Genomic DNA, 14,216 nt, shown 5'->3' with positions numbered 1-14,216 from the left:
GGTGCGCGGCGCGTGGCGCGTCGAGAAGTGGGACGGTTGAGCCCGGCCGGGGGTCGTCGGCTCGCCGGTCGCGAAGGCAGCCACGCTGTCGATGTGTCGTCGATCAGAGCGAGCTGCGATCGCCGGCCCTCCTGACTCAGAAGACCAGACGGACGGCGGGGCCCCGCTGCTGTCAGCGGGGCCCGCGGCGTCGTCGGTTTCGGTCAGACGGGTGCCGGCCGGGATCGGTCGCCCATGGGTTCGAGGCGGACGACGATGCCCTTGGACGTGGGCTGGTTGCTTACGTCCGCGACGCTGTCGAGCGGCACCAGGACGTTCGTCTCCGGGTAGTAGGCGGCGGCCGAACCCTTGGCCGCGGGGTAGGACACGACCTGGAAGTTCTCGGCCCGGCGCTCGGTGCCGTCCTCCCAGACGCTCACCAGGTCCACGCGATCGCCCTGAGCGAGGCCGAGTTCGGACAGGTCGGCCGGGTTGACGAGGATCACGTGGCGGCTGCCGTGGATGCCGCGGTAGCGGTCGTTGTTGGTGTACGGGACGGTGTTCCACTGGTCGTGCGAGCGCAGGGTCTGCAGCAGCAGGTGACCCTCGGGGGCCCGGGGGACCACCCGCTCGTTGCAGGTGAACCGGGCCTTGCCGGTCTCGGTCCTGAACACGCCCTCGTTGACCGGGTTGGGTAGCTGGAAGCCGCCCGGCCGGGTCACCCGGGCGTTGAAGTCGTGGAAGCCCGGCACGATCCGGGAGATGCTGTCGCGGATGGTGTTGTAGTCGCCCTCGAACTTGAGCCAGGGGATGTCCCCCTCGCCGCCGAGGCTCAGCCGGGCGAGCCGGCACAGGATGGCGACCTCGCTCAGCAGCACCCGCGAGGCCGGTTCGAGTCGTCCCTGGGAGGTGTGCACCTGGCTCATGGAGTTCTCGACGGTGACGAACTGCTCGCCGTCGGCCTGGACATCACGCTCGGTGCGCCCCAGCGTCGGCAGGATCAGAGCGGTGTCACCGCAGACGGTGTGCGAGCGGTTGAGCTTGGTGGAGATGTGGGCGGTCAGCCGGCACGAACGCATCGCCTTCTCGGTGACCTCGCTGTCGGGCGCTGCGCGCACGAAGTTCCCGGCCAGGGCGAGGAAGACCTTGACGCGGCCCTCCAGCATCGCCTTGATCGAGTTCACCGAGTCCAAGCCGTGCGCGCGCGGCGGATCGAAGCCGAACTCCTCCTGAAGGGCGTCCAGGAAGGTGTCCGGCATCTGCTCCCAGATGCCCATGGTGCGGTCGCCCTGGACGTTGCTGTGGCCGCGCACCGGGCAGGCGCCGGTGCCGGCGCGCCCCAGATTGCCGCGCAGCATCAGGAAGTTGACGATCTCCCGGATGGTGGGTACGCCGTGCTTGTGCTGGGTGATGCCCATCGCCCAGCACACGATGACGCGTTCGCTCCGCAGGACCTCGTCGCGGACCTCCTCGATCTCCTCGCGGGTCAGTCCCGTCGCCGCACGCACGTCGTCCCAGTCGACGGTGCGGGCGTGCCGGGCGAACTCCTCGAAACCGGAGGTGTGGGCCTTGATGAAGTCGTGGTCCAGGACGGTGCCGGGACGCGCGTCCTCCGCCTCCAGCAACAGCCGGTTCAGTGCCTGGAACAGGGCGAGGTCTCCGCCCGGCTTGATGTGCAGGAAGCGGTCGGCGATCTGGGTGCCCCGCCCCACTACTCCACGCGGCTTCTGCGGGTTCTTGAAGCGTCGCAGGCCCGCCTCCGGCAACGGGTTCACCGCCACGATGCGGCCGCCGTTGCGTTTGGCCTCCTCCAGGGCCGAAAGCTGCCGCGGGTGATTGCTGCCCGGGTTCTGCCCCACCAGGAAGATCAGGTCCGCGTGGTGGAGGTCGTCGAGACTCACGGTGCCCTTGCCGACGCCCAGCGTCTCGTTCAGGGCGAAGCCGCTGGACTCGTGGCACATGTTGCTGCAGTCGGGCAGGTTATTGGTGCCGTAGGCGCGGGCGAAGAGCTGGAAGACGAAGGCGGCCTCGTTGCTGGCCCGGCCGGAGGTGTAGAAGACCGCCTCGTCGGGCGAGTCCAGCCCCTTCAGTTCCTGCGCCAGGACGCCCAGGGCGTCGTTCCAGCCGATGGGCTCGTAGTGGTCCGAGCCCGGCCGTTTGATCATCGGCTCGGTGAGCCGGCCCTGCTGGTTGAGCCACATGTCGGAGCGGGCGGCCAGATCGGACACGCTGTGCTCGCGGAAGAAGTCGGCGGTGATCCGGCGCGTCGTGGCGTCGTCGTTGATGTGCTTGGCGCCGTTCTCGCAGTACTCATTGCGATGGCGCCGGCCCGGAGCGGGGTCCGCCCACGCGCAGCCGGGGCAGTCGACCCCGCCCACCTGGTTCATGGTCAGCAGGTCGACCCCGGTCTTGCGCGGGGAGGTCTGCTCCAGGGAGTACTCCAGCGCGTGCGCGACGGCGGGAACTCCGGCCGCCCACTTCTTCGGCGGTGTCACGGAGAGGGAGGTCTCCGGCTCCTCACCGGGCGGGTTTTGCATCGCTTGGCCTTTCTCTTGCCGTGTGCGGTACGCGGGTCAGCCGACGGGCCACTGGGCGACACGGCTCCTGGGCGGTTCCGGGGTGTCGTGCTGAACCCGGCCGTTGCGGATGGTGCCGCGCCAGGCACCGCCCTCCTGACCGAGCCCTTCGATGAAGTGCTTGAAGCTCACCAGTTCGCTGCGCACCAGTCGCACGGTCAGCCCGACGACCCTGGACGAGCGGGTGAGGACCTTCGCGGCCCCCTGCGGTTGGAGGAGCATCCGGACCGTGATCGTGGTGCCACCGGACTCCGTCGGCCTGAACTCGACCTCGCCCTGGTGGGTGGGGTGCTGCTCCAGGCCACGCCAGGCCAGGTAGGCGTCAGGGTCCTGTTCCACGATCTCGACCGCGAAACGGTGACGCAGGGGGCCGTAGCCGATGGTCCACGCGGTGACGGTAGGCCTGATCTGCTCGACGTCGCGCACCACGGTCGAGAAGCGCGGGAACGTCTTGAACTGCGTCCACTGGTTGTAGGCCGTGCGGACCGGCACCGCGACCTCGACCGTCTCCTCGACGTGCCGCTCCCGCAGCGGACGGCGGCGTGTGACCCCGTCGCCGTCGGAGCGCATGCCCGGGGTGTTCGGCACGACCTGCCCACCGTCGTCTTCGTGCGCCATCATGGTCCTTCCTCCGGTGCGGGAGTCGGGCGTCCGGAGACCCGGCCCTCCCCTTGTGGGGCAGGGCATCTCTTCCGGTTCCCCGATCCCGGGTTTCGAGTCACCCGACCGCGTGGGCGCCCCGCCGGCGTGGGGGTCGGTGCCGGGCACGGCCCATGGCCCGGCTCGGCTGATACCCCGTAGCCCAGGCCGGGCCTTGGAGGTCGGGTCACCCGGCGCGCTGGGTCGTCTCCCCGGCCTGAGCGGGTACGGCGGGCAGGGAGACGGTGCAGGAGGCGCAGCGTCGGGCCTGGGCGGGTACGGGGCTGAGGCATTCGGGGCAGTCCCGTTTGGGGGCCTGGACGTCGTGGTGCGGGGCGAGCCGTTCGTGGAGCTTGTTGATCGGGAGCACGACCAGGAAGTACAGGGCGCTGGCGAGGAGGAGGAAACTGATCGCCGCGTTGAGGAAGGCCCCGTAGGGGAACTTGGTGGCGCCTACGGTGAAGGTCTTGCGGCTCATGTCGCCGGCGGCGCCGGTGGCCAGCCCGACGAGTGGGGTCAGGAAGGCGCCGACGAAGCCGTTCACCACGGCGGTAAAGGCTGCCCCGATGACGATGCCGACTGCCAGGTCGACCACGTTGCCGCGCAGGATGAAGCTGCGGAAGCCCTTCACCTTCTCACCCCTAAGAGGCTCTTGACGTCGACGAGCGGCACCGGAAGCGCGGTCAGCCCACTCCGTTCACCACCTCGCATGCCCTGCCACCCGTCACCCATGCCGACTCAGCCACGCTCGTCGACAGACCCCGGCGATCAAGCCCTGGCCGCGCGGTCAGGTCTCGTCCAGGCGGCGCCGGTCCTCCTCGTCCCACTTTCGTGTGTCGCGGGGCTGGGTGTACGGCTCGGCCTCGGGCGGATGCCCGCCGGCGATGGCCCGCTGCCGCACCGTCTCCGCGTCGAACTCCAGGCCCAGCAGGATCACCAGGTTGGAGATCCACAACCAGACGAGGAAGACGATCACGCCGGCCATCGTGCCGTAGGTCTTGTTGTACGAAGCGAAGTTGGCGACGTAGAACGCGAAGCCGGCGGAGGCGATCATCCACATCACCAGGGCCAGAAAACTGCCCGGGGTGACCCACCTGAACCCCTTCACCTTCGCGTTGGGGCTCGCCCAGTACAGGATCGCGATCATCACGGTGACCAGGACGACGAGGACCGGCCACTTGGCAATCGACCACGCCGTCAGCGCCGTGTCCCCCACCCCCAGAGCCTGCCCGGCCCGGCGGGCCAGGGAGCCGGTGAAAACCACGATCAGCGCGCTGATCACGGCCAGCACCATCAGCACGACCGTGACCCCGACCCGCACCGGCAGTACCTTCCACACCGGACGGCCCTCGGGCATGTCGTAGACGGCGTTGGAGGCGCGGATGAACGCCGCCACGTAGCCGGACGCCGACCAGATCGCCAGGGCCAGACCGACGAGGGCCATGACCGACCCGACACCGGCGTTCCCCTGCAACTGCTCCACGGCCCCAGTGATGATGGTGCGGGCGGAGCCGGGGGCGAACTGTCTGAGGTTGTTCAGCACCGTGTCGGTGGCCGACTTCCCGGCGATGCCGAGCAGGGAGACCAGCGCCAGCAGTGCCGGGAACAGCGACAGCACCCCGTAGTACGTCAAGGCCGCCGCGCGGTCGGACAGTTCGTCGTCCTTGAACTCCTTCAGCGTGCCCTTGAGGACTTCGCTCCACGACCGCTTGGGCAACTTGGTCGGGGCATCCGGTGCCCGCCGTTCGACCTCCGGGCCCGGACCGGCCTCCTCCGGTGCAGGCACCTCGCCATCGCGGCCGGCGTCTTTTCCTGGATGCAGATTCGCCATACCCACGGAGTAACCCCGCGCCGGGCCCTCCTAACGCCCATTCCGCAACCTCGGTCTGATCCCCGACCAGACGGACGCGGAAGGTCACCATGGATCAAGTGTGACGTCATGCTGGGCTTTTCATCCAAGCGATGAGCCGGGTGCGCCAGCCGTCCTTGGTGTGCGGCCGGACCGGTTCCGGCCTCGTCGGAGCTGTCGGCTCCGGTGTGCGTGCACTCGTGCGCGGCGTCGGCTCGCACGTGCATCGCCGGCGTGTTGGCACGCCGGCGAGCACTTGCTCCACGTGTCTTCCGCAGCCCTCGTAGGTCGCCTTCCGGCATGACCCGCAGACAGCACGTTGGCACATGGTTTCCTCCGTTGACGCCGGCTCTGATGTACGGCCCAGTAATACCAACAGTTTCGTCACAGTCGAATTTCACATTTTCACCACAATGGACCTTCGGATGGGCACGGTCTCCACGCGATGCTGGCGTCTGCCGGCAACAGGTCCGGCCGTGAGCGCGTCAACCTCCGGACATGCCGCGCCTTTTGGCGCCCTTATCCAGCTATCAGGGACAGGAGGACCTGGGTGCCGCATGACATATCTCACCCAGCCAGTCGAACGGTCACGGTCACAGATCTCCCTGAGGTTGCTCGGGGCACCGGCACAGTGGTTCGATCACGCCCGGCCGAAAAAATGGAGGAGGCGTTCCGCATTGACAGGCCGTCACCGCGTCGTTTCGGGATCGTCGGCCTGGTGCGGTGAGGGCATGAAACCGAGAACGGGCAACCGCTCAGTCCACTGGGTGGTGTGTGCCCGGACAGAAGGGAGCAACGTGAGTTGCTCGCACGCCGTAGGCTGCCCCCTTTTCCCCTTGCTCAGATCAAGCTTGCAAGGGTGGCGCGACTACTACTGCGACAGCGAGGATCACTGGCTCGGTTGCGCGCGCTACGAGATGTCGCTCACCGGGGAGCGTGTGCCGATCAGTCTCCTGCCCAACGGAGCCCGCGCGCGACACCTCGAGGACGCGTCCACCGACACGGGCCGGTCCGCCGCCGTCGACCCGAGGCAGGGGCCCGGGCAGACCCCGCCGCCCCAGCGCCAAGCGTGGTCGTCTGAGAGTGCGTCCTGGTCGCAGCCCGAACCGGCTCGGCCACCCCAGCCGTCAGGACCTGCGGCCGCGGCGCCAGAACCCGGGAGCCGGCTCGGGCCCGCGTCTGCGCCGATCTCCGCCTCGGTCCACCGGCCGTCACCGTCCCCGCAGTTTCCCCAGCCGCAGGACCGCCCGTCCCGGCGTGCACGGCAAGGGAACCGCCCGAAGCGCGGCTTGTGGGCTCGATTCACCGAATGGATGGGAGGCCCCGCATGAGCGGCTACTGGCCCTGGTGGGGCGGCGCTGTTGGGCTCGCCTTGATCACCATCAACTACGCCCTCACCACGGACCGGTCCTTCGGGGTGTCGTCCGCGTGGGACCGCGTGCTGCACTGGCGCAGGGAGCGGCGCCTGGAGAGGATGGACGAGGAGTTCACCGACGAGCGTGCTCTGGCGCAAGCCCTTGCCGTGGCTACGGCGGAGCACTTCGGCACCGGACCTGGCGCGCCCGCAGCGCCGCCGGGGGCGTACGGGATGTCACAGCCGCTCGCAGCGGATGCCGAGCCGACGGTGAGTGAGGACACCCCGGTCGCCGGCCCGGGTCCAGCCCCGTTGGTCACCCAGGCTGCGCTGCTGGTGTCGATATTCGTCGGCGGACTGATCGCCGCGCTGACCTCCGGCCGGTTCCACCTCCGCTTCGACATGGGGCCGGGCTTTCGGAGCCTGGTCACCGCCGATCCGATCACGATGCTCGTCCTGCTGTTCGTCGGAGGGGTGCTTGTCGGCTTCGGCACTCGGCTGGCCGGCGGATGCAGTTCCGGTCACGGACTCAACGGCTGCGGTCGCCTGCGCCCGGTCAGTCTCGTTGCGACCGCGGTGTTCTTCGGTACCGCCGTCGGGGTGTCGTTCTTGCTGTGGAAGGTGATCTGATGCGTACTCGGGGCGCGATTCTGCTGGCCAACGTCATCACCGGGCTGGCGCTCGGCTTCACCGTCTCCAACATCGGCTTCGGCGACTACACCGAGCTGAACCGCATGTTCACCTTCCAGGACCTGCGTATGCTGCTCTCCTTCGCCGGCGCCGTCGTGATCATCGTGTGCGCGTTCGCTCTGCTGCGGATCCGCCGCACCCCAGGGCGCATCCACGCCGGCGTGATCCCGGGCGCTGTGCTGTTCGGCACGGGCTGGGCGATCTCCGGCGGGTGCCCGGCCATCCCGATCGTCCAGGTCGCCGGCGGATACCTCCCCGCCTTGGTCACCATCGTCGGCGTCGCCGTCGGCATCCGGCTGTGCCGCTGGGCCAACGCCCGCTACTTCCACCTCGACCGCGGCTCCTGCGGCCTGTAACCGGGACGTTCATCGACACCCCCTGCCCTGGGCCAACACGCTTTTCAGCCATCCGCGGGAGGTGGCGCACCGCGCCCCTCCCGTGGGTGCCTCGGCCCTGCCCGAGTCAGCCGTTGACGGGGATGATTGCGAGACCAGCACCTTCATGGAGATGCGTGCCGACAGCCGTCACAGCTTGATCAGCCGACACAGCCTCATCACCGACCATAGAACGACTGTCGGTGCTCAACCAGCGGACGGGCGCTGCCAGCGGGGACACCGCCCTACCGGTCACGCTGGCCCGCAGGACCGTCCATCTCCTGCAGGAGTGCCTTCGGCCTCACGGGTTCCTCGAAGGGAAGTCACGATGTGCCGGCGCCCTTCCCGTTGCCACGGGTGAGCTGACCGACCATCATGACGATGAGGCCGGCAAGGAGAATCGCGGCGCCGACCAGCGTTCCCGACGGCCGAGCGCCGGAATCGCTGTCCATCAGCCCGAAGACCAGCTGCCAGCAGAGCGCGAAGGCCACCACCAGCTGTCCCCAGCCATAGATCCGCGGGGCGCGAACATGGCGCCGGTTCATGGGAAGCACCCAACCACGGGTAACCGCCGCAACACCGGAGGCGGCGATGAGCAGCGCCAACAGGACAAGAGGCACAGCGAGGTACAGCTTCACGGTTTCTCCCCTGCGCACCGAGGCCACGACCGACCACATCGTGATCATGACACCCGTCGCATCACACGTCCACCATCACCCAGTGCCGGTGAATGACCTGCGCTGCACCGGGCGGAGCAGATGCCCATCAGGGCGATCGCGCGACGTCACATGGCGGTTGCTCACTCTGACTGCGTCGGGAACAGCCATTTCAGGGCGGCAAGGCTCTTGCCGAGGTACTTGTGGTGCCCCGTTTCGATTCCGTAGGCCATGTCCTCCAAGACGCTGCACCTGGCGTAGAAGGCGGCTCGGGCACCGATCTCACGGGGGTCGGCTGGGTAGTTGTGCAGGGCCAGGCGGGCGGCGTCGGGACCCAGGTCGCGGTAGAGGAGGCCGAAGTCATGGGCCGGATCGACGATCGCGGCATCGCTCCAGTCGATGACGCCGGTTACTGCGCAGGTGACCGGGTCGATGAGAACGTGCTCGATTCCCAGGTCGTTGTGGGAGAACACCAGTGTGTGTCCGTCGGCCGGCGGTGGCGTGTCGAGGAACGCCTCCACGGCCGGGCGGTGCGCTTTGGGCACCCTTGGGGCCAAAGCGGCGTAGGTCTCCGCGGCCTCACGCAGCCATAGTTCCTTCGGGAGGTCATCGGTGTCCACCAACTCCGCCATGCGGTCGGGCGGAACGCCGTGCAGTGCGGTGAGCAGTTCGCCGAGCACGGCGGCGATCGAGGCGCCGTGGATCGATCGTCGTGGCAAAGGCAGGTCGATCAGCGGCAGACCGGGAAGTTTGAAGTAGGCCAGGCAGCCCTGCTCGGCGACCGTGAAGGCCGGCTCGGGGATGGGCACCGGTGAGATGCTCGCGACAGCGGCAAGCAACCTGGCCTCGTCGTTCACCTTCGCTGCCCGGACTTGCGCATCGGGTTCCTTGGTGAATCGTAGGATCAGCTCGCCATTGACCTCATAGGCGGTGTTGTCCTCACCCTCCCCCAGGTGGATCACGGACTCGATCCGGTAGGCGGGCAGATGCGTGGCCACGACGCCACAGACATCTCCGGCACGATCGCGGCCCTTGCTCCCCATGCCACGACCTTAGTGGTCAGCTCCGCAAGTCCTTCGAGGGCTGACTGCGGAGGGGGTGCTGTGGAGGCGTCCGCCGGCAGCCGGAGGCTGCCGCTCTCGTGCCCACCCCACCGCCGGTGCGCGGCGTCGGTGCGCCGCGGCGGGCAGCCGGCGGCGGGGTACGGGCCGCCTCGCCGGGGCGTGGCTGCCGTGCCCGTCTCGCGGCGCCGGTGCGCGTCGTCCTGACGGCGGACCGGTGGCACACTGGCGCGTGTGCCGGTGACCTTCGACGACCTCCTCGTCCGTGCCCGTTCTCTGACCCGGGGCGGGCGCCGCGCGGTGCTCGGCATCGCGGGCAGCCCCGGCTCGGGCAAGTCGACGCTCGCCGAGCACCTGGTGCGGGCGCTCGACACGGCGGACGGCCCGTGGGCAGCCCAGGTCCCGATGGACGGCTTCCACCTCGCCGACGCCGAACTGGACCGGCTCGGCCGCCGGGACCGCAAGGGCGCGCCCGACACCTTCGACGCCGCCGGGTACGCGGCCCTGCTGCGACGGCTGAAGGAAGAGGCCGAGCGGCCGGACGGCGAGGCGGTGTACGCGCCCGGGTTCGAACGCGTCCTGGAGCAGCCGATCGCCGGCGCGATACCGGTCCCGGCATCGGTCCGGCTGGTCGTGACGGAGGGGAACTACCTGCTGCTGGACACCGGCGCCTGGTCCCGTGTGCCGCCGCAGCTGGACGAGGTGTGGTTCTGCGAGGTGGACGAGGCGGAACGGGTCCGCCGGCTGGTGGACCGCCACGAGCGGTTCGGCAAGGACCATGACGCCGCGGTCGCCTGGGTCCTGGGCAACGACCAGCGCAACGCGGACCTGGTGGCGGCCACGCGTGACCGGGCGGACCTGGTCGTCCCGGCGAGCGCGGTGCCGCAGCCGTGCGCATCGCGGAACTCCGCGCCGCCCGGGCGCGGTCAGGCCGGGCCGGGGTGAACCGCGGGCGGCCGCGGGACGTACCGGTGTGTACGGCGGACGGTCCGCCGGTACGACCGGTGAAGCGGTGACGCCCCTGGCGGCGGGAGCCGGTGCGGACGGTGCCCCGTGACACGGCTGCCGGACCGGCCCGTCCCCCCGGCGGCGCCGCGGGGCGGATGATGGCGCCAGAACAGCTGACGGTCACGGCCGCCGAGCCCGGCGGCACAGGCGCATCCCGCGTGCCGGACGGAGCCGGGGGCGCGGCGGCACGCGCGTACGCCCGGCTGCGACGCCACCGGCGGTGGCTGGTGCCGCTCGCCGTGGCCGTGCTGCTCGCCCAGCTGGCCGTCGCGGCGGTCACCGCGGCGACCGAGCAGACCCCGACCATCGACGAGCCGGTCTACGTGGGCACGGCGGCCGTCTGCCTGCGCGAGCGCAGCCTGGCCTGCAACCCGGAGCATCCGCCGCTGGGGAAGCTGGCCGTCCTCCTCGGGGTCGTGGTCGCCGATCCGCACGTCGACCGGTCCTTCACCGGCGACCAGGGCCGGCTCGGGCGGCATCTGCTGTACGAGTCCGGCAACGACCCGTGGCGGCTGATGCTCTGGGCGCGGCTCCCGGTGATCGTGCTGACGCTGCTGTTCGGGCTGGTGGTGTTCGCGTTCGCCCGTGACCTCGTGGGCCGGGCGGGCGCTCTGGTGGCGCTGACGCTGTACGCCTGCTCCCCCGATGTCGTGGCGCACGGGTCACTGGCCACCCTCGACGTGCCGGCGGCCGGGTTCGTGGTCACGTCCGCGTGGCTGCTGTGGCGGGCGCGCCGGCGGCCCCGGCTGTACCTTCCGCTCGCCGGCGCCGCGCTCGGGGCGGCGCTGGCGACCAAGATGAGCACGCTGCCGGGGCTGCCCGTGCTGGCGTTGCTCGCGGCCGGCTCCGTGTGGTCGTTCCGGCGCCCGTCCGGGCGCGGCGCCCGGGCCAGGGCGCTCGCGGTGGGTGCCGGGTGGGCCGCCGTCTCGGTGGCGGTCGCGTTCGCCGTCGTGTGGGCCGCCTACCTGGTGGTCGACCCGGCACTGCGGTGGGCGCCGGCGACGCCGGTGCCGGCCGTGCACGGGACACGCGGCCTGCTGGTCGATGTGCTGCCGGTGCCGGAGGCCTACCGGGACGGGATGCGGATCCAGTTCGGCCTGGAGAGCCTGCCGTGGCAGGGCTACCTCTTCGGGGACGTGTACACCGGGTCGCGCTGGTACTACCTGCCGGCCGCGCTGCTGGTAAAGACCCCGCTCGGCCTGCTCGCCCTCGGCACGGCGGGCGCCGTCGCGACGGCGGCCGTGCGGCGGCTGCGGCCGGCGGCGCCGTACGTGCTGCTTCCCCCGGCGGTGCTGCTGGCCGCGGCGACGCACTCGTCGCGGGACCTCGGCACCCGCTACGCCGTGTTCGTGCCCATGTTCCTGGCGGTGGCCGCGGGCGCGGTGACCGCGGTGCGCGGGCGGTGGACGGGAGCGGCGGCGCTCGTGCTGGTGGCGTTCGCCGCCGTCAGTTCGCTGCGGACGTTCCCCTACTACCTGCCGTACGCCAACGAGGCGTTCGGCGGGCCGTCGCGGACGCATCTGTGGCTGCACGACTCCAACGTCGACTGGGGCCAGGATCTGGGGCGGCTCGCCGAGCGGTTGCGCACACGCTACCCGGGCGAGCGGGTCTGGCTTGTCTACAAGGGCAGCGGTGTGCCCGCGTTCTACGGCATCCGCGCGTCCGACCCGCGCCGGGTGCCCCCGGAGCGGGTGCGCGGCCTGCTGGTGGTGTCCGACTCTGCGGCCGCCAAGGCGCGGGGGCGGCTGGCCGCGCTGCTCGCCGGCAGCCGTCCCGTGGACGACGTCGGGCATTCGATCACGCTCTACCGGCGCTGACACCGCGTCACCTTCGCATTGGGCAGCCCGCTTGGGCCCACGGCCCGCCGGCGGTGACCCCACTCCGGGCCACGGCCCGACGGCCGTCACGAACCTTTGGGCCCACGGCCCGCCGGCGCCCTCCGGCCACGGTCCGCCGGCTCGGCCGTCACGCCGTCCATACCGTTCCGGTCCGCGCCCGGGACGCCGTCACGCCGACGGCGCCCCGGGCTCGGACCGGAACGCCTCGGCACTGACGTGCCGCATGACGTGGCTCGCTATGCGGTAGCGCCCGTTGGGCACGTCGTGCGCGCGGGTGATGTGCACCGTGAGCGGGCCGGCCCACTCGTAGCCGTTCCGCTCGGCGTGCCGGGCCAGGCTGTCGGTGAGCACCTGGCCCACCCGACCGCCGTGGTGCATCAGCTCGTCGTGGACGCGGTCGGCCAGCTCGACGTCGTAGGCGTTGGGCACGATGACGCGGTCCTGGCTGCACACGACCGCGTGGGCGTCGCACTCCTGCCGCAACGCGTCGAGGAGCTCGACCGGTCCCTTGCCGGCGATCCGCGCCCACAGCGCTTCCCACCGGTTCTCCAGGGCCTGTTCCAGCGCGCTGAGTGCGCTCATTCGGGCTTCACCTGCCGAAGGATCGGGGGTCGTCTGCCGGGACCGTGGGGGTGGGAGGCCGGGGCGTGCCGGCCGCCTGTCCGGTCATCCCTCCTCGTAGTCCTCGGGGCGCACCTGCGCCTCCTCCAAGGCCTCACGCAGGGTGCGGCCGGTGGCACCCGAGTCCTGCGACTGGTTCTCCTCCCGCTTCTCCAGCACCTCGTCGGTGGTGTCGGTCTTCGGCCGGTTCTCCTCGGGGACCGTCATGACGGACCTGCTCCTCGTCTGTGGTGTGCGGTCTTACCCGGGGCGGGTTCCCGTGGGGCGCGCGCATATCCCTCCCGTCGTGCGGAGAAGGCCCGGCGCGCCCGGGTCCGCGGTCCGGGCGCCCGACGCAGGCCCTGGTCACGATGGTGCGTGGGCTATGTTGAACTCCTGTGGGAGACAAAAGAGGCGCTTCGGTGCCATCGCCGCAGCAGGCTCGCGCACAGGCATCCGCGATCACCTCGGGGAAATCGGTGCCCGAGACGGAGGCCGCTCCGACGTCCCAGCTGCGCGCCCTCTTCGACGGTCCCCACCTCTCCCCCGGGCAGCGCCGTATCGCCCAGTACCTGATCGAGAACATCGCCGAGGCGGCCTTCCTGTCGATCACCGACCTCGCGGAGCGGGTCGGGGTGAGTCAGCCGTCGGTGACGCGCTTCGCCGCCGCGGTCGGCTTCAGCGGATACCCGGCGCTGCGCGAGAGGCTCCAGTCGATCGCGCTGCGCACCCTCGCCGTCGGGCCGGGCGCGGCCGACGAGGACCGGAGCAACGAGTTGCAGGCCGCGATCGACGCCGAGATCGCCAACCTGGAGAACCTGCGCCGCGACGTCGCCGACCCCGACCGGGTCATCTCCACCGGCCGGCAGCTATCACGGTCGACGCCGCTGACCGTTCTCGGGCTGCGGATCTCGGCGTCGCTCGCCGAGTACTTCGCGTACGCGGCACGGCGCATCCACCCCGACGTACGCCTGGTGACGCGTGGGGGCAGCGTGGCCTACGACGCGCTGCTGCAGTCCCGCGAGGCGGGCGGCACCTGGGTGCTGGCGTTCTCGATGCCCCGGCACGCCCAGGAGACCCTCACAGCCGTCCGGGTCGCCCGGGGCGCCGGGCTGAAGGTGGCACTGATCACTGATCTGGCGCTGGGCCCGGTGGCCGACGAGGCCGACGTCACCTTCGCGACCGGGACCGGCTCACGGCTGGTCTTCGACTCCTACGCCGCGTCCGGCGTGATGTGCGCGGCGCTGCTGCAGGCGATGACGGACGCCGACCCGGAGCGGACCCAGGCCCGCCTGGAGGAGTACGAACAGCTCGCGGACCAGCACCGGTTCTTCCTCGGGGACTGACCGGGTTCGTCCACGCGGGCTCACCGCGTTCGTCCGCGGGGTCCCACCGCGTCGGTGCGCGGTGCCCCACCGCCTCAGCTCCCGGGAACCGACCACGGCTCCGTCGCCCGCGCGCACCCGCGGAAACGAAGCGGCCCGGCGCGGCCCGCGGCCTGAGCGCCGCCCACGCCGCCTACGAGGCGAAGTTCGGCCACACGTTCGCCATCTGTCTGGACGGGGTCACGGCCGACGAGCTGCTGGACCGCG

13 protein-coding genes are annotated in these 14,216 nt (G+C 70.8%); 5 read left to right on the top strand and 8 right to left on the bottom strand.

Translation table 11 applies throughout. From position 1 onward, the window contains the following. Positions 1 to 203 precede the first annotated feature (203 nt). The 4 genes from ACWDNY_RS17410 to ACWDNY_RS17395 all read right to left on the bottom strand — a co-directional run bounded on the left by ACWDNY_RS17410 (position 204) and on the right by ACWDNY_RS17395 (position 5,025). The gene (locus ACWDNY_RS17410; protein ID WP_451646614.1) at positions 204 to 2,516 is read right to left on the bottom strand and encodes an FdhF/YdeP family oxidoreductase; all 2,313 of its coding nucleotides are present in this window, start codon (positions 2,514 to 2,516) and stop codon (positions 204 to 206) included. 36 nt (positions 2,517 to 2,552) lie between these two features. Then, on the bottom strand, positions 2,553 to 3,173 hold the full coding sequence (locus tag ACWDNY_RS17405) for an SRPBCC family protein (RefSeq protein ID WP_451646655.1): 621 nt from the start codon (positions 3,171 to 3,173) through the stop codon (positions 2,553 to 2,555). A gap of 208 nt (positions 3,174 to 3,381) precedes the next feature. Continuing rightward, entirely contained in the window at positions 3,382 to 3,825 is a 444-nt protein-coding gene (gene mscL / locus ACWDNY_RS17400) for a large conductance mechanosensitive channel protein MscL (RefSeq protein ID WP_451646613.1), read from the bottom strand. A gap of 156 nt (positions 3,826 to 3,981) precedes the next feature. After that, complete coding sequence (locus ACWDNY_RS17395) at positions 3,982 to 5,025, bottom strand: YihY/virulence factor BrkB family protein (RefSeq protein WP_451646612.1); 1,044 nt, start codon at positions 5,023 to 5,025, stop codon at positions 3,982 to 3,984. Between the two features lie 1,345 nt (positions 5,026 to 6,370). Here ACWDNY_RS17395 and ACWDNY_RS17390 point away from each other — a divergent pair. Further along, on the top strand, positions 6,371 to 7,027 hold the full coding sequence (locus tag ACWDNY_RS17390) for a YeeE/YedE family protein (RefSeq protein ID WP_451646611.1): 657 nt from the start codon (positions 6,371 to 6,373) through the stop codon (positions 7,025 to 7,027). Continuing rightward, positions 7,027 to 7,443: a YeeE/YedE thiosulfate transporter family protein gene (locus ACWDNY_RS17385; RefSeq protein ID WP_451646610.1), complete on the top strand. Its 417-nt coding sequence runs from the start codon at positions 7,027 to 7,029 to the stop codon at positions 7,441 to 7,443. The genes ACWDNY_RS17390 and ACWDNY_RS17385 overlap by 1 nt, the downstream gene beginning before the upstream one ends. A gap of 341 nt (positions 7,444 to 7,784) precedes the next feature. On the opposite strand, the gene ACWDNY_RS17380 is transcribed toward ACWDNY_RS17385, so the two are convergent. Together ACWDNY_RS17380 and ACWDNY_RS17375 are read right to left on the bottom strand one after the other, a co-directional pair. Further along, positions 7,785 to 8,147 carry a hypothetical protein gene (locus ACWDNY_RS17380; protein ID WP_451646609.1) on the bottom strand — a complete coding sequence of 121 codons (363 nt, stop codon included), beginning with the start codon at positions 8,145 to 8,147 and terminating at the stop codon, positions 7,785 to 7,787. Positions 8,148 to 8,260: 113 nt separating this feature from the next. Continuing rightward, the gene (locus ACWDNY_RS17375) at positions 8,261 to 9,160 is read right to left on the bottom strand and encodes a phosphotransferase family protein (protein WP_451646608.1); all 900 of its coding nucleotides are present in this window, start codon (positions 9,158 to 9,160) and stop codon (positions 8,261 to 8,263) included. Between the two features lie 252 nt (positions 9,161 to 9,412). On the opposite strand from ACWDNY_RS17375, the gene ACWDNY_RS17370 reads away from it, so the two are divergent. Both ACWDNY_RS17370 and ACWDNY_RS17365 read left to right on the top strand, forming a co-directional pair. Further along, positions 9,413 to 10,123 carry a nucleoside/nucleotide kinase family protein gene (locus ACWDNY_RS17370; RefSeq protein WP_451646607.1) on the top strand — a complete coding sequence of 237 codons (711 nt, stop codon included), beginning with the start codon at positions 9,413 to 9,415 and terminating at the stop codon, positions 10,121 to 10,123. A gap of 158 nt (positions 10,124 to 10,281) precedes the next feature. Beyond that, entirely contained in the window at positions 10,282 to 12,003 is a 1,722-nt protein-coding gene (locus ACWDNY_RS17365) for an ArnT family glycosyltransferase (protein WP_451646606.1), read from the top strand. A gap of 189 nt (positions 12,004 to 12,192) precedes the next feature. Here ACWDNY_RS17365 and ACWDNY_RS17360 read toward each other — a convergent pair whose 3' ends face one another. Continuing rightward, on the bottom strand, positions 12,193 to 12,606 hold the full coding sequence (locus ACWDNY_RS17360; protein WP_451646605.1) for a DUF3662 domain-containing protein: 414 nt from the start codon (positions 12,604 to 12,606) through the stop codon (positions 12,193 to 12,195). Positions 12,607 to 12,690: 84 nt separating this feature from the next. Continuing rightward, the gene (locus ACWDNY_RS17355; protein ID WP_451646604.1) at positions 12,691 to 12,852 is read right to left on the bottom strand and encodes a hypothetical protein; all 162 of its coding nucleotides are present in this window, start codon (positions 12,850 to 12,852) and stop codon (positions 12,691 to 12,693) included. 194 nt (positions 12,853 to 13,046) lie between these two features. Here ACWDNY_RS17355 and ACWDNY_RS17350 point away from each other — a divergent pair, with 194 nt between their 5' ends. Then, positions 13,047 to 13,970, top strand: coding sequence for a MurR/RpiR family transcriptional regulator (locus ACWDNY_RS17350; protein WP_451646603.1), 924 nt, complete (start codon positions 13,047 to 13,049; stop codon positions 13,968 to 13,970). Positions 13,971 to 14,216: the final 246 nt, after the last annotated feature.

The organism is Streptomyces sp. NPDC003697 (assembly GCF_053587115.1).
This window is presented reverse-complemented; position numbering and strand designations above follow the sequence as displayed.